Source organism: Pelorhabdus sp. sgz311001 (assembly GCF_055901755.1).
In genome coordinates, this window is record NZ_JBVXUT010000010.1 from 1 (window position 1) to 19,923 (window position 19,923).

The following is a 19,923-nucleotide window of genomic DNA, read 5'->3' on the forward strand; positions in this document are numbered from 1 at the left end:
CAGCTTGCTTCATCGACAATTTCCACTTTTTCTACTTCATTGACTTTAAGAACCTGTTTCGGGCAGAACGCCACACAGATCCCACAGCCTTTACAACGGTTGATGATTTGCTTCAGTTTCAATCTATCCACCTCCAGCCAATTACTTATTGTCTTGCTTCTTCGCTTGTTCCTTCGATAAGTCCTCACAACGCCCTGCTTTTAACACAGAACTGCCAACTTCATGACCGACAAGTTTTTCAGCAAGTCGTGCCGTATCCATTGCTTTTAAAAGATCAACACCGGTATCGACACCCATTTCATGGAGCATATGGATTACATCTTCTGTTGCCACATTTCCTGATGCGCCAGGCGCAAAAGGACAACCGCCCAGTCCGGCAAATGCACCGTCAAATACAGTGATTCCAGCTTGCATTGCAGCTACGATATTCGTCAGAGCCATATCACGGGTATTATGGAAATGCATAACCCAGCTGACCTGCGGATATTTTTCCACCATATAACTGCCAAGTTCATAGACTTGACGCGGATTGGCCATACCCGTTGTATCGGACATAGACAATTCTGTAATACCTAATTCCAAAAAGCGTTTTACTACATTTTCTACCTGTTTTACTGGTACTTTTCCCTGGAAGGGGCAACCAAAGGACGTAGAAATTGCACCTGATACTTCCATGCCATTTTTCTTGGCAAATTCAACACACTCACCAAAACCGTCCATCATTTCCAAGGGCTTTTTATTGAAATTATTAATACAATGAGCTTCACTAGCTGAAACCGTCAATTTTACTTTTTTAATGCCTGCCTGAAAAGCTCTCTCCACACCTTTAAAATTCGGAACAAGTACACGATACTCAACGCCTGCTACTTTTTGCATAGCTTCTACCAACTTGCCAGTATCAGCCATAGCAGGGACCGCTTTTGGATGTACAAACGCACCGACTTCGATGATTTTCACGCCAGAAGCTACGACGGAATTCAAAAGTTGCAGCTTTTCTTCCACGCTAAAGAGTTTCTTTTCATTTTGCAGACCATCACGCAAGCCTACTTCACAAATTGTGACTTTTGTCGGCCATTGAATTGCCTTTGCCATAAAATAATCATTCCTCTCAAAACAAAAGTTAGATAATACCTTTTTCTTTTAATGTAGCGACACCGTTATCATCCAGACCAAGCAATTCACTGTAAACTTCATTGTTATGCTCACCCAGCTTAGGCCCAACCCATTTTACTTCGCCAGGCGTTGCGCTTAATTTAGGAACAATGCCAGGCATTTTAATTTTACCAAAGTCCGGATGAGGCATTTCGAGGATATCTTCCCGAGCAGCATAATGAGGATCCTCAAAAATATCGGCCATGCTGTAAACAAGGCTTACTGGTGCGCCTGCTTCATCTAGCGTAGCTTTAATTTCTTTATAATCATGCTTGCCCATCCAATCGATAACAATTTCTTCTACAAGAGTGTTATTTTTTACGCGAGCGCCATTCGTGTTAAACCGATCATCGGCAAGCAGGTCTTCCCGACCAATGCCTTTCGCGAAATATTCAAAAGTACGGTCCGTGCTACAAACAAGTACAACCCATTTACCATCTCTTGTTCTAAAGGTACCTGATGGACTCGCAGAACCACTGATACTCGGTCTTCTTTCCGTAATTTTTCCGGCAATATCATAGTTAGCCACAGCGCCTTCGAGCATACGGAAAATGCTTTCATAGAGACTAAGATCCACTTCTTGCCCTTCACCGGTTTTATCGCGATGATGAATACAAACCATCGAAGCATAAGCAGCATATATGCCAGCTAAATAATCGCACAGAGAAATCGGCGGATTGACAGGCGCGCGATCAGGGTAACCTGTCAGATAAGTTAAGCCAGAAAAAGCCGTTGCAGGCGTACCGAAGCCAGCCAATTTATGATAAGGACCAGTTTGTCCATAGCCCGTTATACGGATCACAATAATTTTAGGATTGGCTTTTTTAAGGGTTTCAAAGTCCAAGCCCCATTTGTCAAAAGTTCCTGTCCGGAAATTTTCCACAATAATATCGCTTTGCGCTACAAGTTTTAAGAAGATTTCCTTGCCTTCTTCTTTACGAAGATCTAGGGTGATGCTACGTTTATTTCTAGCAAAAGTTGCCCACCGCAGCGATTTCTTTTCATATAACGGCCCCATGTTACGACCACTGTCGCCAGCACCTGGCATTTCCACCTTAATTACATCTGCACCAAAATCACCAAGCAGCGAAGCTCCGAAAGGTCCTGCAATAACGGTAGAGGCGTCAAGCACCCGAATTCCTTCTAACGCACTTGCCATAATCTATCCACTCCTTAATTTTCTCTATTAAACTTCATTTGACTTACTATAAATGCAAAAGTCATGCCAAAAAATCATAAAATTCAGTAGAAATTATATGGATGCGAAAATACAGTGATTTTATTGGACTCGGATACACTTGTTCCATGATCGAATTAACTAATATATTGTTTAATTCTATTAATTTTGATATAATTGTTGCTAAATACGATGCAATATGTTGCATTTCGTTCTGAAATGAGGCGTTATGGTGAAAATCTTATTTTTAATCCCCGCTGAAGCGATGGTTACAGATATCCCTCAAGTTCTCTCCGCTTCTTCCCCTTCTATTACTTTGGAAATCATCAATCCCCGCGAAGCAACGGAGGTTGTCCAAAAATATATTGCCAAAGGAGTGGAGATCGTAGCAGCCAGACCAGTTACTGCCACTGCCCTCCGCAAGGCGAACTTGAATATTCATGTTGTTACGATTCCGACCACAAGCTTTGATATTATTAGAGCAATTACCGGCGCAAAGGTGCAGGGAAAAGCGATCGCCGTTGTCGCTCATGCCGCCATGGTATTAGGCATTGATTTTTTAGCAAAAGAGCTTGGTGTAGAAATTCGCCATTACGTTACAAGTTATGGCCAAGACTATGAGGAAGTTATTTTAAAAGCTATAGCCGAAGGAGCAGAGGTGATTTTAGGCGGCGCCCTAGCTGTAAAAGCAGCCAAAAAGCACAATATTCCTTGTTCATTAATACCGATCGGCAGTGAAAGTTTATTGCAAGCCGCACAGGAAGCGCTGCAACTACAAACCGCCTTGGATTTGGAGTCTGCCAAAAGAGGTTTTTTAACAACCATTCTCGACCATACCCGTGACGGCTTTATTACGATTGATCAACGGCAGCATATTACGGCCTTCAATCCTATCGCCCAAAGAATCTTAAAGATTCATAAGAAAAACGTTTTGGGAAAACACTTGCAAGACATCCTCCCACAAATCCCCTTAGATGAAATTACTTCACAGCACAAAGCATCCGCACCAAAATTACTCGACATGAACAGTAATAAAATTTTATACGACTGCGTCCCCATTATCATTAAAAGCAAATCCTTCGGCTCGGTCATTACCTTACAGGAAACACGAAAAATCCAACAAATGGAAGCTATGATCCGTAAAGAAATCTACGCCCATGGCCATGTCGCCAAGTTCTATTTCGATAATATTTTCGGGCAGAGCTCAACCATTATCAAAACCATCGAGGCAGCAAAGGATTTTGCAGCAACCAATTCCAGCGTCCTCATTTTAGGCGAAACAGGAACAGGAAAAGAAGTATTTGCGCAAAGCATTCATAATGCCAGCAAACGTGCCAGCGGCCCCTTTGTCGCCATCAACTGCGCTTCACTGCCGGCCCAGCTGTTGGAAAGCGAGCTCTTCGGTTATGTCGGCGGTGCTTTCACCGGGGCCAATAAAGAAGGCAAGGCCGGTTTATTCGAGGTAGCCCACGGCGGCACACTTTTTCTCGACGAACTCGGCGAAATGGACTATATTAACCAGGGAAGACTCCTACGCGTTCTCCAGGAAAAAGCCGTTGTAAGACTTGGCAGCTATAGCGTAACGCCTGTCGATGTACGATTGATTGCCGCGACTAATAAAAACCTAGAAAGCTTAGTAGCCGAAAATAAATTCCGCTCCGATCTTTATTACCGTTTAAACGTACTTCGCTTAGAACTGCCGCCCCTTAAAGCGCGAAAAAGTGATATTGCCTTTTATGCCAAAGAATTTCTCCAGGAATTTTCCCAAGAAAATCATAAAGATCTTACCTTACTGCCTGATGCGTTAAAATTTCTGGAGCAATATCCCTGGCCAGGAAATATTCGCGAGTGCCGTAATGTAATGGAGCGCCTTGCCGCCACAGTAAAAGCAGCCAAAATCGATAAATCCATTGTCGCCGAAATGATTAAAGGCGACCCAGTTCCAGTTCCCGCTCCTGCCGCCTCTACACGCGAACAACGTGTAAAGGCTGAAATTTTAGCCGCACTGGAGGAAACCAAGGGAAACTATACTGCTGCAGCTAAACAACTTGGCATCAATCGCACCACTTTATATCGCCGTATGGAAAGATTAAATATCACATATTAAATAAAGAAGCAGCCAAATCAAGAGGTGCTATCCTCATTGATTTGGCTGCTTCTTTATTTAGTTTAGCACATTTTTTAATAGCTGCCGTAAAAACCAAAAATAAAAACGACTAACAGCGCCACACCGATGCCTAATGAATAGGCAATTAGCTTTTTTTCGATTGGCTGAAGATCAAACCACTGCGCCTCCTGTTGTGCCATTTCCAGTTGGACAAAGTTTGAATCGTTTTTTGCCTCACTCACTGCCGCTGCCCTTACACTATAGTTGATCGCCATGTAAAATGTCTCCTTTTCCTGCCTTATCCGCCAATGACAGGCGGTTTAATCCCATGATAAAACAACCAAGAAACAAATAGCCCTACCCATAAAATGAACCCAAACAACGAGACGGAATATACTGCTACAATCTTGCCAACGCCAGCCTGCCAAAGATTTCTCACATTTGTAACAAGGCCGATCGAAAAGAAACATAAACTGAAAAAGATCATACGTAAAAGATTCGCTTGCCCAGCACCAGTATCGGCAGCTTTAATAATGGAAGGATCAAAAATCCCCCACAACAGCAAAGCAAAAAAAGTAATAAAGAAGCCAAGAACAAACTTGGGAAATCTTTCCCAAATTTCTTTAGGCGATACCTTGCCGCTGGCGTTGCGGCCTTGCTGCTTATTTAAGCCATAGACAGACCAGATTACCGCCAGTAAAAAAGCCCAAATTCCAATAAAAATATCAATAAACAATTTGGTTGTCGTAGCTGCCATTAAGATCCAACCCTCTTGATATTGAACGCCAAGCTGTGTCAAGGCGCGACTGCGAATCAGCGCATCAGTAATGGCTCCGCTTGCCACAGCACCGCCGTCACTTTTTACGGCAAGACCCATCCAAGCACCAGCCACCATCGGCTCATTTGTCAAGAATACAGCAGCAACCCAAGGTAAAAACAGCAGTTCTACAGCCACAAAAACAATAATAATGGAAGCAAGAACCGTAGGAACAATTGGTCGGGAGCGAACCGCTCCGCCTGTCGCAATGGCCGCCGCTACACCACAAATAGAAATACCAGATGCCAGCGGTGCAGCCCATTCCGGCGTGAATTTAAAATATCGACGCGAAATAAAATATACAATCGGCCAATACAAAAGATAAGCTTCTACAACAGCGCACAGCCCTCTAAAAATTATAGTTCCCGCCAAACTCATTGTACCGACGGTCTTGATCCCAATCGTAATTCCTAAGAGAATAATCCCTGTTTTTATATACCATTCGGGTCTGGCGGCCTCTGCCAAGAACCGCGCCGTCCGAGGAAAAAAGTTGCCAATGATAAGTCCGATAACTAAAGAAAAAACAAGTCCCAGTTCGCCAAGACTCAAAGACCAGCCGATTTTAAAAGCGCTCTGTTTATCTGGCGTAGCAGCAATATAAGCGAAATTCCCAAAAACGGTCGCAAAAAAAGTAATCCAATAGATAACCGTAAACCCAGCTGCAAAGCGCAGCGGTTTACTCCCCATAAACCAAGCCCCAATTGTCGTAATCAGTACTAGAAATAAATAGGTCGCAATCGCTGATCCTGAACCGCCAAGCACAGCAAAAGCCTTAGCATTCGGTTCAAATGCTTTTGCTGCATCAATCCATACATTGTGCTTACCAACCCAACCTAATAAATCCCCGCCCCAAATCGGCGCAAGACCAAGCAAGAAAATAAATAGCCCTAACCAAACTGCCCACCAATCTTCGCTTTTCAGCAGAGGTTTCTGTTCGTAAAAAGATGGGTCTCCTTCACTTGACATAAAGCCACTCTCCTTCTCTTTAAAATGGTATTTGCTTATTTTTGAGAAAAATAAAAAGGCCAATGAATGAAAATCATTCATTGGCCTTTGGGTGTTCCAATCAGCTTAGAAATTACCATATCACACTATCGGTTTTTTGTCAACATTTTATACTTCCACTTTATTTTCTAGCCCAAGCCGCAATGCTGCTAATGTCTTGCGGTGTTGTGCGACAGCAACCGCCAATAATCCTGACTCCTTGTTGATACCACTCATAGGCGCTGTCGCCGAAGGTACGGCCGTCAGAACTGCCATGCCAAGTTTTATCCGTAGCATCATATTCTTCACCAGAGTTAGGATACAAAAGAATTGGTTTTGATGTATTGGCAGCAATCTCAGCAATCAACGAAGGAATATACTTAGGCGCGGTACAATTGATCCCAATTGCACTAACCTGCGGCTGTGTTTCCAGCCAAGCAGCACAATCAGCCACTCGTTCGCCACTGCTAATATGTACGCCATCTTTCGCGGAAAAACTAACCCAAGCCGACATTTCAGGATATTCCTTAAGCAACGTAGCCAACACTTTCGCCTCAGCTAAACAAGGAATCGTTTCGCAAGCCAAAAGATCCGGCCTACCTGCTATTAATAGCTCTAATCTCGGCTTATGAAAAGCAACCAGTTCAGCCTCGCCAATGGTATAATCGCCGCGATACTCTGACCCATCTGCCAGGAAAGCGCCATAAGGTCCTACCGAAGCGGCCACTAAAGGTTTAGGACGCTTCTCTGTTTGATGTTCCGCCCAAAAAGCGTCACGAGCTTCCACTGCCAACTGAACGGCTAAACGAATTAAATCAGCCGCCTCCGTTTGGCTAAAGCCCTTACGCATAAAACCTTCGATGGAGGCTTGATAGCTGGCGCTGATAGCGCAATCAGCTCCGGCCTGAAAATAGTCTAGATGGACTTTCTTGATCAGCTCGGGCTGCTCGAACAAGACTTTAGCAGACCAAAGCTCATCATTCAAATTACAACCATTTCGTTCTAATTCTGTAGCAAAAGCGCCATCTAGAATCATGACAGGAAATTCATCTAAAATACTAGCGATAGGATTCATCGTTTTATCAACTCTCCTTAAATAGACTGTTACGCCTCAATTTCTGCTGCATTCTTATCCCTAAAGGCACTATCCATATTACCAGACTGTAATACAAGAAGCAAACTATGACAATTGAAGTTACGAGTCCTTATAGAATAGCCTACCTATAGGTAAGCTGCATAGAAGAAAAAGGTCAAAGCTACGGTTAAGAGCAGCTTTGACCTTTCAATACATGACTTTTCTATTAGAAAAATTTCAGAACTATTATTTTGCGTCTTCTACCAGTTTTGTCGAAATACCTTCGGCATGCTGCTGGCGAATGGAAATCCAAGTAAGAACCGCATCAGCCACAACAAAGACGATGAGTACTACCATAATGGCACTAGCTGCTGCCAAGAGATAATTGTTTTTCGGCAAATAGTTATCAACAATATTCAAATACCCAGCGGCAATTGTCGTGATGCCCAAGAAGGTCATGGGAATAATTGTCGTCCAAGTGTATTTGTCTTTACCCATTCTAAAGAGCACCGTCGTACCAATTGCCAAAGCCATGGTCGCTAGCAGCTGATTGGCTACACCAAAGAGCGGCCAAATGGTGGAAATGCTGCCGCCATATACAAGGTAGCCCCAAGCAAAACTCATTAAGGCACTAGAAATGACGATACCAGGGAACCAATGTACATCACCGAACGGTTTGTAGATTTTACCGCCAATATCTTGAATCAGATAACGACCAGCACGAGTTCCCGCATCAATCGTTGTTAAGATAAAGAGGGCTTCAAACATGATAGCAAAGTGATACCAGAAGGACATGAGACCTTTTAACCCAGGGATGTTGGAGAAAATATGAGCCATGCCAACAGCCAAGGAGACAGCGCCGCCAGGACGACCAGCAACATCTTCGCCCACCATCTGGCTAAGCTGATGCAATTCTACCGGAGTCATACCCAGTTTTGCGAAAGCTTCCACTGATACATTGATTGCAAAATAATCAGCCGGAATCATGCTAGTAGCTGCAATAAGAGCCATTAAACCAACAAAAGATTCAGTCAGCATCGCGCCGAAGCCGACAGCTTTCATATCCAGTTCGTTCGTAAGCATTTTCGGCGTTGTGCCCGCACTAACCATCGCATGGAAACCAGAAATAGCGCCGCAAGCAATCGTAATGAACACGAACGGCCAAACGGGACCAGGGATAATCGGACCGCCGCCGCCAGCAAACTGCGATACAGCAGGCATATGCAGCGTAGGCTGTACAATAATAATGCCTAGGGCCAAAGCGGCAATCGTACCGACTTTCATGTATGTTACCAAATAGTCGCGAGGAGCTAACAGCAGCCATACAGGAATCGTACAAGCAACAGCCCCGTAAACAGCAAGGATAATACTTAGTTGAGTCCGTTCAAAGATAAAGTAAGGAGCCAATGAAGAATCCTGTACCCAAGAACCAGCAAATACAGCAAACAGAATTAAAGATACGCCGATAATCGTAGCTTCCCGAATCTGACCGGGACGCAAAAAGCGAAGATACACGCCGATAAACAGAGCAATCGGCAGAGTCATAAATACCGTAAAAGTACCCCAAGGGCTGTGGTAAAGCGCATTAACTACGGCAATAGCCAAACCAGCCATCGTAATAATCAAGATAAAGAGTACCGCAATGGTGGTAGCCCAACCAGACGCTTTACTGATTTCCAGCTTAGCAATCTCGGCAATGGACTTACCGCCATGACGAACTGAGCAAAATAGAACTACCATATCATGGACTGCACCGCCAAGGACAGCGCCAATTAAGAGCCATAAGGTACCGGGAAGATAACCGAACTGCGCTGCTAGCACAGGACCAACTAGTGGACCCGCGCCGGCAATTGCGGCAAAGTGATGTCCAAAAACTACAAATTTGTTAGTAGGCACGAAATCGCGGCCATCACTGTATTTCACAGCAGGTGTAACACGATTGCCATCAAGGGTAAGCACTTTCGCCGCCATAAAGGCGCCATAATAGCGATAGGCCAAAGTAAGAACGAGAGCAGCAATAATAACAAGATAAAGACCATTCATAACCATTATTTTTTCCTCCTCTTAGAATCAATAAATTCGAAACCGTAAGAATAATTCCACAATCCGTATTTTACTGTTTTTACTGAATCTTAACTACAAAAATCCTCTAAGGAGAAGAAAAAGCAGGCTCATCGGAAATATGAGCCTGCCAGTGGAAAAGAAAACAGCCAGAAATCTTGCTTTATTTCAGACCGAAAATCTCTTTGATCTCTTTGATTTTTGTTTTGCTTACAGGAATCTCAACAGCGCCAGCCGAGTTTACTTTAAGCCAATAGGTCCCTTTGAACCAGGGAATCACTTCTTTTACTTTATTCAAATTCACAATATAACTTTTATGAACCCGGAGTAGTTCTGTCCCTTTCGTCCGCTCCTCAATTTCTGCCAGCGTCCCCTGATAGCCATACTGCTCTTTAGCCGTAACCAGCGTAACAAGACCGCCCTCTGTGGTCACATAGACAATGTCATCATAGTGAATCAACACGATCTTGCCATTTTTCTCAGCTGGCAGTTTGTTAAGCGCCACTTTCTGCGTTTCAATAGCCGCATCAATTCGCTGTCCCGCCGCCTGCCATTCCGCTGTTCGGTATGTTTTCAACCGCTTAACAGCGGCATGAATCCGCTCTACTTCAAAAGGCTTTAACACATAATCGACAGCACCGATTTCAAAGGCCTTAATGGCATAGTCGTCATAGGCTGTGGCAAAAATAACAAGAGTCTCCGGCAAAATCTTTCGAATCACAGCAGCTGCCTCTAAGCCGTTCATTCCGCGCATGGCAATATCCATAAAAACCACATGAGGCTTTAAATCAGCCGCTAGCGAAATCGCGGCAGCGCCGCTGTCCGCCTGTCCTACTACGTCAATGCCACTCGCCAACGATAGCAGATAGACGAGTTCATCACGAGCTGGCGTCTCATCGTCAACTACAAGTGTTCTAAGCACAATCCTCTACCTCCTTATCAAGGCACTTCGGAAAATACATGCGTACCGTCGTTCCTATCCCGACTTCGCTTTCTAGTTGAATGCCATATTTATGCCCATACAGACCGCGCAACCGCTCATGCACATTCACAAGGCCAATCGCCTCACTGGCACTTTCCTCCAAAGGATTCACAATCGTCAAATCCATGCCCACGCCATCATCAATGATTTCCACAATCACATCGTCGCTAAGCATGCGAACCCGCAGAATAATCTTACCGCCAGCTTCCTTCGGCTGCAATCCGTGCTTAATCGCATTTTCCACCAGTGGTTGGATGCTCAGCGACGGAATCAAATAATGATCGCTGTGATGATCAATTTCTTTTACCACAAGCAGCTTGTCACCATGCCGGGCCTGCTCAATCGTTAGATAACTTTCTACCTGGGCAATTTCTTCAACAATGGGAATCATTTTCCCCGTCTTGTGTAGCGTAAAGCGAAATAAGGCTGCTAAATTAGCAAGAAGCCCACGTGCCTGCTCCGGCTTTGTTCTCACCAGAGATGTGATCGTATTTAAGGTATTAAAGAAAAAATGCGGATTAATCTGTGCGTACAGAGCCTTTAATTCGGAACGAGACGCCAGCTTCGCCTGACGATCAATTTCCGTAAGCTCTAGCTGTGTAGAGAAAAGCTGCGCCAACCCTTCCGCAAAGACAATATCGGAATGAACGACAGCTCGCTCTGCCGTATAGTACAGTTTTAATGTGCCAATTACCTCGCCAGCCTGTACTAAAGGAACGACAACCGCGCTGGCCAGCTTACACTGCGGCCGCGAACAGCCAATCTCGCTTTTTTCCTGGGCCACAATCGGTGCCCCTGTCGTAAGCGCTTTTCGCGTAATTTGCGTCAACTTGGATAAATGAGGCGCATGATGATCCGCTTCGGCGCCGACATAAGCCAACACCTGCTCCGTATCCGTTACAGCCACAGCGTTATAATCGGCAGCCTCATAAATAATTTTAGCTGTAGCCAGCGCCGACTCGCTGTTTAACCCCCGGCGAAGATAGGGCAACGTTTTGGCGGCAATATTCAAGGCCTTCTGCGATTTTTCCGCACCAATCTTATCTTGCACCGTCATCGCCGTCTTAATGATTACCATAAAAATCGCAACGCCTGTACCATTTACAATCGTCATAGGCACAGCAATTTCACCAACAAGTTTTGCCGCCAATTCATAGGGCGTCGCCGTGAGCAAAATAATGCCCATCTGCATCGCTTCGCCCAAAAAACCGCCAACAAAAGCTACCCACAAGGGGAGTGGCTTGCGCGGATAGAGCTGATAAATCAATCCAGCCAAAATCCCCTCGCAAATACTAGAAAGAGTACAAGAAAACGCCGTGAACCCACCGAGAAAATACCGATGCCCCCCAGCAATCATCCCAGTAAGCAGCCCTACTACAGGGCCACCGACAAATCCCGCTGCCATAACACCGACAACACGAAAATTCGCCAAAGCATCATCAATGGGAATCCCCGCGTAGGTTCCAAAAATCCCAATCGCCCCAAAAGCAGCGCTCACCAATAATTTATCCTGCCACTGACTTTGTCTGTAAACAATCCGGCGAAACAGCTTGGTCTGCGATAATACAAAAGCCAGCGTCGCCGCCAGCGTCATCCGCTGAAAGAGTTCAAAGAGCAAACTTATATCCATTAACTTCACCTCAAAAATTAAAAGCTCTATTGGAAGAGTACCACGAAACCGTACCATTGACAATGACTCTGCTGAAAGAGGATTTTACCACAAAGGTAGGGAAACCTATAGACGATAAATCGAAAAGTTGGTGAAGGAATTGGATATACAAACTCTTTCGGCGCTCATTGCTGGTGAACTGAGATTAAAACAGCATCAGGTCAGCGCTGCTGTTACCTTATTAGATGAAGGAAATACACTTCCCTTTATCGCCCGCTACCGTAAGGAAGCTACCGGCGAACTTGATGAAGAACAGCTCCGTCAAGTTGAGGAACGCGCTCAATACTTACGCAACCTGGCGAAGCGGCGCGAAGATATTCTCGCAAGTATTACCGAACAAGGTAAATTGACTGAGGAGTTAGCAGCAGCGATTCAGGCCTGTACGAAACTGCAGGAATTAGAAGATCTCTATCTCCCCTTTAAACAAAAAAAACGTACCAGAGCGCAGATTGCCCGGGAGCGCGGCCTAGAACCGCTGGCGCAAACCATCCTGGATCAAACGCTCACATCAGGCGATCCTTTAGCAGTAGCTGCCCCCTATATAAATGAAGAGAAAGAAATTCTGACCGCCGAAGATGCCCTGGCAGGCGCGCAAGATATTATTGCCGAACAAATGAGCGAGCGAGCTGATATTCGCGCTAAACTTCGTGCCAGACTTTGGAATGATGCTGCCATTGCCACAAAGCTTACGGGCAGCGATGAAGACGGCAAAGAATTTATTATGTATAAAGACTATAGTGAACCAGTGAACCGGATTGTATCACACCGAATTTTAGCAATTAACCGCGGCGAAACAAAGGAAATTCTCAAAGTACAAATTGAGGCGCCTCACGATAAATACATTGAGTATCTTTGCCGGGAAATCATTAAAAATCCGTCTATTTTCAGCGAAATCATCACCACCGCTATCACTGACGGCTATAAACGTTTACTCTTGCCAGCCTTAGAGCGGGAACTTCGCTCACGCCTTACGGAACTCGCCGAAGCGCAGGCGATCAAAGTCTTTGGTCTCAATCTACGGCAACTACTGTTACAGCAGCCGCTGGCAGGCTATACCGTAATGGGCCTTGACCCGGGCTTTCGCACTGGCTGCAAAATGGCGGTCGTAGCCCCTACTGGACAAGTCTTAGAAACAGCTACACTCTATATTACCCATAGCGATAATCAAAAACAGCAAGCTGCCGATAAAATTCTCGCCGCAATTCAAAAACACGGCGTGAATCTTCTCTCGATTGGTAATGGCACGGCGTCTTATGAAACCGAAGAGTTTGTAGCAAAACTAATTGCTGATCACAATTTATCGGCCCACTATCTCATTACAAATGAAGCAGGCGCTTCGGTCTACTCAGCCTCCAAACTGGCCAGAGAAGAAATGCCGGATCTTGATGTATCCCTGCGGGGCGCGGTATCCATTGCCCGCCGAATCCAAGACCCTTTAGCCGAGCTTGTAAAAATCGATCCAAAATCGATTGGTGTCGGTCAATATCAACATGATGTCAATCAAAAAGAACTAACCCAGACGTTGGCGCATGTCGTTGAATCCAGTGTAAACCATGTGGGCGTAGAACTAAATACCGCTTCGCCGGAGCTCTTAAAATATGTGGCAGGCGTAAGCGCTGCTGTGGCCAAAAACATCGTCGCCTACCGGGATGAACAAGGTGTATTCAAATCCCGCAAAGAACTGCTAAAAGTAGCTAGACTTGGCCCCGCTGCCTTTACGCAGTGCGCTGGCTTTCTGCGTATCCAGCAAAGTAAAAATCCTCTAGATAATACGCCAGTTCATCCCGAATCCTATGAGCTAGCCGAAGCCATCTTAAAAGAACTGGGCCTTACGCCGAAAGAATTATCACGCAAGGAAATCCAGCCGCTAATCCAGCAAAAATGTCAGGAAGCCGATGCTACGGCCATCGCGGCCAAGCTCAGTGCTGGCGAACCGACAGTTCGGGATATCTTAGCAGCTCTGGCCCGCCCCGGTCGCGACCCTCGGGAGGACCTGCCGAAACCGCTAATTCGCAAAAATATCGTAAAGCTTTCTGATATTCAAGCAGGCTCTCTCGTTCAAGGCGTTGTTCATAATGTAACAGACTTTGGCGCCTTCGTTGATATTGGCATTAAAATCAAAGGCCTGGTGCATCGCTCTGAACTAAGTAACAAACGGTTTCGCCACCCTATCGACGTGATCTCCGTTGGTGATATTGTGACCTGCTTAGTGCTGAGTGTTGACGAAAGTAGAAATCGGATCGGACTCAGCATCAAACAAGTAAAAGCAGAAAAATAACAGCTTAAAATTGAAAACAGAACAAGGGCTATCGTACTCCGTGTTTTCCCTGAAACCCACGGTTTGTGCGATAGCCCTTGTTGCTATTAGCGCGCTATTTTTATTACTTTTCGTGTAAGCGAATGAAACAAGCCTTTTGTAAAAACTCAGCCAGTTGTTTCCCTGACGCTTCCAGCGACAGGATCTGCGTTTCATAGATAGAACGTTTTTCCGTCGAAGTGAGTAACGGTAAATTCGCATAAGCACTCGCGGCCGCACCTTGAATGCCCGCCCCCAAGGCCGCCGCAGCTCCCGACACTTCACTGACTAGCGGCGCGGCAATCGTTGATACAACTTTTTCCGCCAACTGCAACGCCTGCAAGCACGAAGACGCAATCGTCAGGGGAACTTCAATGGCGCCGCAAACGGCTTCTTCTAATTCCGCTTCCACTGGGGTAGTTTGCATTTTCTCCTGCGCCGCCAGTACCGCCGCAAAAGCTGCCGAGTCCTGATCAACAAGGCGCAATAGCCATTGGTGCAAGGCCCTCAGTTCCGGCAAGAGTTGCATTCTCTCTCCATTCGTAATTTTTTGCTGATGGGCAGCGAACGTTTCACCGCCTGTTGCCATTTCTAACAAACTAATTCCTAAAAGTCCCATAACGGCCGCTGCGCTGCCGCCTCCCGGTCCTGTCGAAAAATCAGCAAGACTTCGCGCAAAATCGCGAACCGACAAATTAATGTAATCCAAAATACACCATCCTATTCCTTACTCTACACTCAGATAAAAATGATAGTTAGGCTGACCGCCGTAATACACTTCCACCTCTAATGCCGGAAAAGCCCAGCCAAGATCAGAAGCCATTTCTTCCGCTGCCGCTTCGCTTACCGAATCGCCATAATACAACGTAATCAAGGAAGATTCTTTTTGTACCAGCTTGGCGGCCAGTTCCTTCAACGCAGCAAACAGCGTATCCGCCGAGCAAACGACTTTGCTGCCCTTAAGACCGATATATTCACCGGTTTTTACGGGGTTCCCCTGCACCACACTGTCACGCACCGCTTGCGTCACACTGCCTGACTGTACGGCCTCGGCCGCTTCCTTCATGTTTTTCAGATTTTCTTCTAGCGAAAGCGCCTCTTGGAAGGCCGTTAACGCCGCTAGCCCCTGAGGAATCGTCGTCGTCGGAATCATTTCCAAGCGTTCGCCTAATAATTTTTTCGCCTGCGCAGCTGCTAACACAATATTTTTATTATTAGGCAGCAAAATATAGCGTTCTGCCTGTCCGGAATGAACCGCTGCTACAAAATCCTCGACAGGCGGATTCATGGTCTGACCGCCAGCAATACATTGCGCTGCGCCCAGCTCTGCCATAATTTTTTCCAGCCCATCGCCAGACACGACAGATATTACCGACAGCTTTTTCACAGGTGCCGCATTATAATGCTGGAGATGCTGGTGTTGATCGGCCATATTGTCAATTTTAATTTTATGAACAGCCCCCCAAGTTAAGGCCTGTTCTAGGACAAGCCCTGGATGCGCACTATGAATATGTACCTTCACTAATTCATCGCCAGGCGCTACAATAAGTGATTCGCCAAAAGGCTGTAAAACTTCCCGCACTTTTGCTACCGATAAGCTGCACGGCTGCACAATAAATTCCGTACAATAGGGGTGAGCGATCGTGAAGGTCTCCTGTCGACTGCCCGCAAACGCTACTGAAGCGGCGCTAGGCCCTTCCGAACTGCTAATTTGCGGCAGCGGCGCGGCTATACTTTTTCCGGCAAGTCCCTCGGCACAGCCCGCTAAGAAAGATAGCAAACCTTGTCCGCCGGCATCGACAACCCCAGCCGCCTTTAACGCAGGCAAAAGCTCTGGCGTACGCTGTAAAGCTTCCTCGCCTGCCTGGATTGCTTCCGCTAAAATTTCCAAAAAGGGCTTTTCATCGCGTACCGCCCGATGAGCGCCTTTGGCAATACCCTTAGCCACAGTTAAAATAGTACCTTCGACTGGTGTAGAAACCGCCCGATAGGCATATAAAATCCCGTATTGAAAAGCTTTTCCTAGTTCGGAAGAGGTAGCTTTCTGCTTGCCAGTCAAACCACGCGCAAGCCCACGGAAAATCTGAGCCAGAATCACTCCCGAATTACCTCTTGCGCCTAAAATAGCGCTATCAGACGCGCGCTTGCTTAAAAAACCAATCCCGCCTTGCGGCGCTTCTTCTAAGCCCTTCACTGCCGACTGAATTGTCAACATCATATTCGTTCCTGTATCGCCATCAGGCACAGGAAATACATTTAAACGGTTAATCGCCTCATGATCACGTAGGAAAGCGCTGTAAGCCCCACGAATCATCTGGCGAAATTCTTCCCCATTAATCAATTTCGTTTCTTCTGTCATCGTCTTTCCCCTCTCTTCACCAGCCTTACAAGCGTTCTTGAACAATGACACCTACAAGACCGGGTCCCAAATGAGCCGCTAAAACAGATCCGCCTGTCGATAAGGAAAAGGAAGCCTGCGGCAGACGTTCCTGCAAAACATCACGAAGCTTCTCGCCCTCATCTGCGGCGCCAATATGCACCACGCCAAAAGATTCAACCGATCGTTCCGCCGCAAGCTTGACGATTTCGTCAACCATGCGTTCAATCGCACGCGAACGGGTCCGAACCTTTTCTAAAATTTCCACCTTGCCTTCTACCAAATATAACACCGGTCGAATTTTTAAAATACCGCCGAATAATGCGGCAGCACCGCCGATTCGACCGCCCTTATGCAAATATTCCAATGTACCAGGTACAAAAAAAGTATGATTCTTTGCGGCTAAATTGCGCAACTTAGCCACAATTTCGGAAAAAGCAACGCCTTGCGCCGCAGCCGTTAGTGCATCCTCGGCTAACTGAACCATGCCGATAGCCGTTGTTCCCGAATCAACTACGGCAATCTTGTCACAAGCGACAGAGCCGCACAGCGATTGCGCCAGCTTAGCGCTGCGGACCGTACCGCTAAGCGCAGCCGCCAGAGTAATCACCACTATTTCCGCCCCTTCTTGTAACAAGGGTTCAAATACGCCTTGAAAAACGCCTGGCGCTGGTTGCGATGTTTTCGGAAAACCTTTTCCTTGATCAATCAGGGAAAAAAGGTCTTCTGCTTCTAATTCGTTTTCTTTATATTCATGGCCGGCAAACTCTACCGACAGCGGTACAATATGTACATTAGGATGCATAGCCAGCCACGCCGGATCAGGATGGGCCGTACTATCCATAACAATATGTAGGTTCATCACACTAAGACTCCTTTAATTCATCAGTTCTTTTACTATTGTATCAAATTATTTTCACGAAATATACAAAAAGAAGGCAGAGTAAAACCATCGCACCGTTTGCCACAATCAGACAAAAAGACTAATTTTTTTGTCTTTCTCTTTGAAAAAAAGGGGAAAAGGCGTTAAAGAACGAATTTTTTAAAAAACGTTTGAAAGAGGAGTTTATAAATGGAAACACAGCAGCATTTATTTGCCTTAGATATTGGCACACGCAGCGTCGTTGGCCTTGTGGGCGAAAAGACAGAACACAACACCATTCAAATTATCGCCTGCGAGCGTCAGGAGCATAATACGCGGGCCATGCTTGACGGTCAAATACATGATGTGTTGGAAGTAGCTAGTGTAATCCGAGAAATCAAAGACCGTCTGGAAGAGAAAACAGGCCCTTTAAAAAGCGTTTCTGTAGCTGCGGCCGGACGAGCTTTATGTACTATAAAAAGTTCTGCGGAACTCGATATTCACACCCATGGCATTTTGAAAGTGGAAGATGAACGAGCGCTTGATCTGACTGCCATTCAAAACGCCCAGCACCAGATAGCTACCTCTGGCTCGGTCCCCAACCCTTCCGATTATTATTGTGTTGGCTACAGTGTCGTTGCCTATTCCCTTGACGGTCTCTTCTTAAAAAGCCTCATCGGGCAGCGCGGCAAAAAAGCCGAAGCCGAAATTATCGCCACCTTTCTACCGCGTCAAGTTATTGACTCCTTAGAGTCAGCCATTTCTAATGTCGGTTTGGAAATGGCTACATTGACATTAGAACCAATTGCCGCCATCCATGTCCTCATTCCGCCGACTATGCGTCATTTAAATCTGGCCCTTGTCGATATCGGCGCTGGTACTTCTGACGTAGCTTTAACGAAAGACGGCACTGTTGTCGGATATGGCATGGTTCCCTGCGCGGGCGACGAAATCACGGAAGCAATTTCGCAAAAATATCTCCTTGATTTTAATATTGCCGAAGCAGCGAAACGACAGCTTCATCATAAAAACCGTAAAGTTTCCTTTATGGATGTACTTGGCTGCTCCCATAAAGTATCTACAAAAGAAATTACAGAAAATATTGCGCCAACAGTCAATGATCTGGCCCAAGCCATCGCTAAAGAAATCCTTAGTCTCAACACCGAACCGCCCCAAGCAGTCTTGCTTGTTGGCGGCGGTTCCTTGACGCCCCTGCTACCGGAGGCATTAGCTTCCGCTCTAGCCATTGATCAAGGCCGTGTGGCCATTCGCCGTCCCGAAAAAGTAGACGGACTTGAAACGATTCCCGAAGATCTTCAAGTACCTGATGCCGTCACACCGCTTGGTATTTTAAAACTGTCTTCCAGCCAACACCTCAACTTTATTTCCGTCACCCTAAACGACATGCCGCTTCGTCTATTCAATTTGGGAAGTCTCGCCGTAGCAGATGCTCTGCTAGCTGCGGGAATTGACATCCGCGAATTGTCAGGGCGCCCCGGACTGGGCCTGGCCCTTAAAGTAAACGGCAAAACGCAGTTTGTTCCCGGCGGTCAGGGAAAACCTGGCTCCATTACACTAAATGGCAACCAAGTCTCCTTTGATGAGAAATTAAATGATCACGATGTACTTGTCGTCAAAAAAGGCGTAGACGGCAAAACACCTACGCCGCAATTACAAGAAGTCGTTGCCTTACCGCCCTCGATGATGGTTACAGTTAATAATGAGCTTTATACCGTCCATCCCATTCTCAAAATTAACGGCAAAGCGGCTTCGACCGATTCTCGCGTCGCTGACCGCGATGAAATCATTTGTCGCCCTGCGCAAACCCTGCGAGAAGTATTAAAACTCATTGATTTTCCAGCAACGAAACGCGAATATACTTATAAAGTAAACGGATCACCGCGTACTTATGTGGTAGACTCCTCCTATAAGATCAATGGACTTCCAGCCGATCTTTCAACGACCGTAACCCCATCCTCAGTCGTTGAAGTGATCCTGCCGCCAGAACCAAAACTGTATCAAGTGATTGGCCTGCGCAACGATTCCGAAGAATATATGACCGTTCACTTTAACAAAAAGCCTTTAAGTGTTCCCAGCCGAGTTTGGCAACTTAAAGTCAATGGCGCTATCGCCCAGCCTGACGCACCGGCGACAGATAAAGCCGTGATTGAATATACTAGCAAAGAAAAACAACCCATGATTAGCGATGTCATGCTAGCAGCTCGTTTTTCCCAACCCACAACCATCCGCGCAAAAAAAATTGAAATTCTCTTAAACGGTTCCCCCGCGGAATTTACCAGCTTCGTTAAAAATCAAGACAAAGTCGATGTAATCATCAGTTTTGCCGACGGAGAATAACATCAT

General features: G+C 46.0%; 15 protein-coding genes. 3 read left to right on the forward strand and 12 right to left on the reverse strand.

The features are described 5' to 3' along the window. From AC0MXB_RS18035 to AC0MXB_RS18045, 3 genes are all read right to left on the reverse strand, one after another. Positions 1-188: 4Fe-4S dicluster domain-containing protein (locus tag AC0MXB_RS18035; protein WP_474041113.1), on the reverse strand; the 188-nt coding region annotated here is incomplete at its 3' end. Next, positions 142-1,092 (reverse strand): hydroxymethylglutaryl-CoA lyase, encoded by a 951-nt coding sequence (locus tag AC0MXB_RS18040; RefSeq protein WP_474041114.1) that lies wholly within the window; start codon positions 1,090-1,092, stop codon positions 142-144. The genes AC0MXB_RS18040 and AC0MXB_RS18035, both read right to left, overlap by 47 nt. A gap of 28 nt (positions 1,093-1,120) precedes the next feature. Continuing rightward, positions 1,121-2,311, reverse strand: coding sequence for a CaiB/BaiF CoA transferase family protein (locus tag AC0MXB_RS18045; protein ID WP_474041115.1), 1,191 nt, complete (start codon positions 2,309-2,311; stop codon positions 1,121-1,123). Positions 2,312-2,558: 247 nt separating this feature from the next. Here AC0MXB_RS18045 and AC0MXB_RS18050 point away from each other — a divergent pair, with 247 nt between their 5' ends. Further along, positions 2,559-4,436 (forward strand): sigma 54-interacting transcriptional regulator, encoded by a 1,878-nt coding sequence (locus AC0MXB_RS18050; RefSeq protein ID WP_474041116.1) that lies wholly within the window; start codon positions 2,559-2,561, stop codon positions 4,434-4,436. Between the two features lie 74 nt (positions 4,437-4,510). On the opposite strand, the gene AC0MXB_RS18055 is transcribed toward AC0MXB_RS18050, so the two are convergent. The 6 genes from AC0MXB_RS18055 to AC0MXB_RS18080 all read right to left on the reverse strand — a co-directional run bounded on the left by AC0MXB_RS18055 (position 4,511) and on the right by AC0MXB_RS18080 (position 11,985). After that, on the reverse strand, positions 4,511-4,711 hold the full coding sequence (locus AC0MXB_RS18055; RefSeq protein WP_474041117.1) for a hypothetical protein: 201 nt from the start codon (positions 4,709-4,711) through the stop codon (positions 4,511-4,513). Between the two features lie 23 nt (positions 4,712-4,734). Continuing rightward, positions 4,735-6,219, reverse strand: coding sequence for a putative sulfate exporter family transporter (locus AC0MXB_RS18060; protein WP_474041118.1), 1,485 nt, complete (start codon positions 6,217-6,219; stop codon positions 4,735-4,737). 160 nt (positions 6,220-6,379) lie between these two features. Then, positions 6,380-7,312, reverse strand: coding sequence for a homocysteine S-methyltransferase (gene mmuM / locus AC0MXB_RS18065; RefSeq protein ID WP_474041119.1), 933 nt, complete (start codon positions 7,310-7,312; stop codon positions 6,380-6,382). 246 nt (positions 7,313-7,558) lie between these two features. Further along, a complete protein-coding gene (locus AC0MXB_RS18070) occupies positions 7,559-9,355 on the reverse strand; it encodes a carbon starvation CstA family protein (RefSeq protein ID WP_474041143.1) in 1,797 nt (598 codons plus the stop codon). Between the two features lie 181 nt (positions 9,356-9,536). Continuing rightward, positions 9,537-10,295, reverse strand: coding sequence for a LytR/AlgR family response regulator transcription factor (locus tag AC0MXB_RS18075; protein WP_474041120.1), 759 nt, complete (start codon positions 10,293-10,295; stop codon positions 9,537-9,539). Next, on the reverse strand, positions 10,288-11,985 hold the full coding sequence (locus AC0MXB_RS18080) for a LytS/YhcK type 5TM receptor domain-containing protein (protein ID WP_474041121.1): 1,698 nt from the start codon (positions 11,983-11,985) through the stop codon (positions 10,288-10,290). Before AC0MXB_RS18080 ends, AC0MXB_RS18075 begins: the two co-directional genes overlap by 8 nt. Positions 11,986-12,124: 139 nt before the next feature. On the opposite strand from AC0MXB_RS18080, the gene AC0MXB_RS18085 reads away from it, so the two are divergent. Continuing rightward, complete coding sequence (locus AC0MXB_RS18085) at positions 12,125-14,302, forward strand: Tex family protein (protein WP_474041122.1); 2,178 nt, start codon at positions 12,125-12,127, stop codon at positions 14,300-14,302. 103 nt (positions 14,303-14,405) lie between these two features. Here AC0MXB_RS18085 and AC0MXB_RS18090 read toward each other — a convergent pair whose 3' ends face one another. The 3 genes from AC0MXB_RS18090 to AC0MXB_RS18100 are packed head-to-tail and all read right to left on the reverse strand — an operon-like array spanning position 14,406 to position 17,559. Continuing rightward, positions 14,406-15,029, reverse strand: a complete 624-nt coding sequence (locus AC0MXB_RS18090) for a cyclodeaminase/cyclohydrolase family protein (protein WP_474041123.1) — start codon at positions 15,027-15,029, stop codon at positions 14,406-14,408. Positions 15,030-15,047: 18 nt separating this feature from the next. Then, positions 15,048-16,679, reverse strand: coding sequence for a DAK2 domain-containing protein (locus AC0MXB_RS18095; RefSeq protein ID WP_474041124.1), 1,632 nt, complete (start codon positions 16,677-16,679; stop codon positions 15,048-15,050). A 25-nt stretch (positions 16,680-16,704) separates the two neighbouring features. Continuing rightward, on the reverse strand, positions 16,705-17,559 hold the full coding sequence (locus tag AC0MXB_RS18100; RefSeq protein WP_474041144.1) for a DegV family protein: 855 nt from the start codon (positions 17,557-17,559) through the stop codon (positions 16,705-16,707). Between the two features lie 210 nt (positions 17,560-17,769). Between AC0MXB_RS18100 and AC0MXB_RS18105 the strand changes: the two genes are divergently transcribed. Further along, complete coding sequence (locus AC0MXB_RS18105; RefSeq protein WP_474041125.1) at positions 17,770-19,917, forward strand: cell division protein FtsA; 2,148 nt, start codon at positions 17,770-17,772, stop codon at positions 19,915-19,917. Positions 19,918-19,923: the final 6 nt, after the last annotated feature.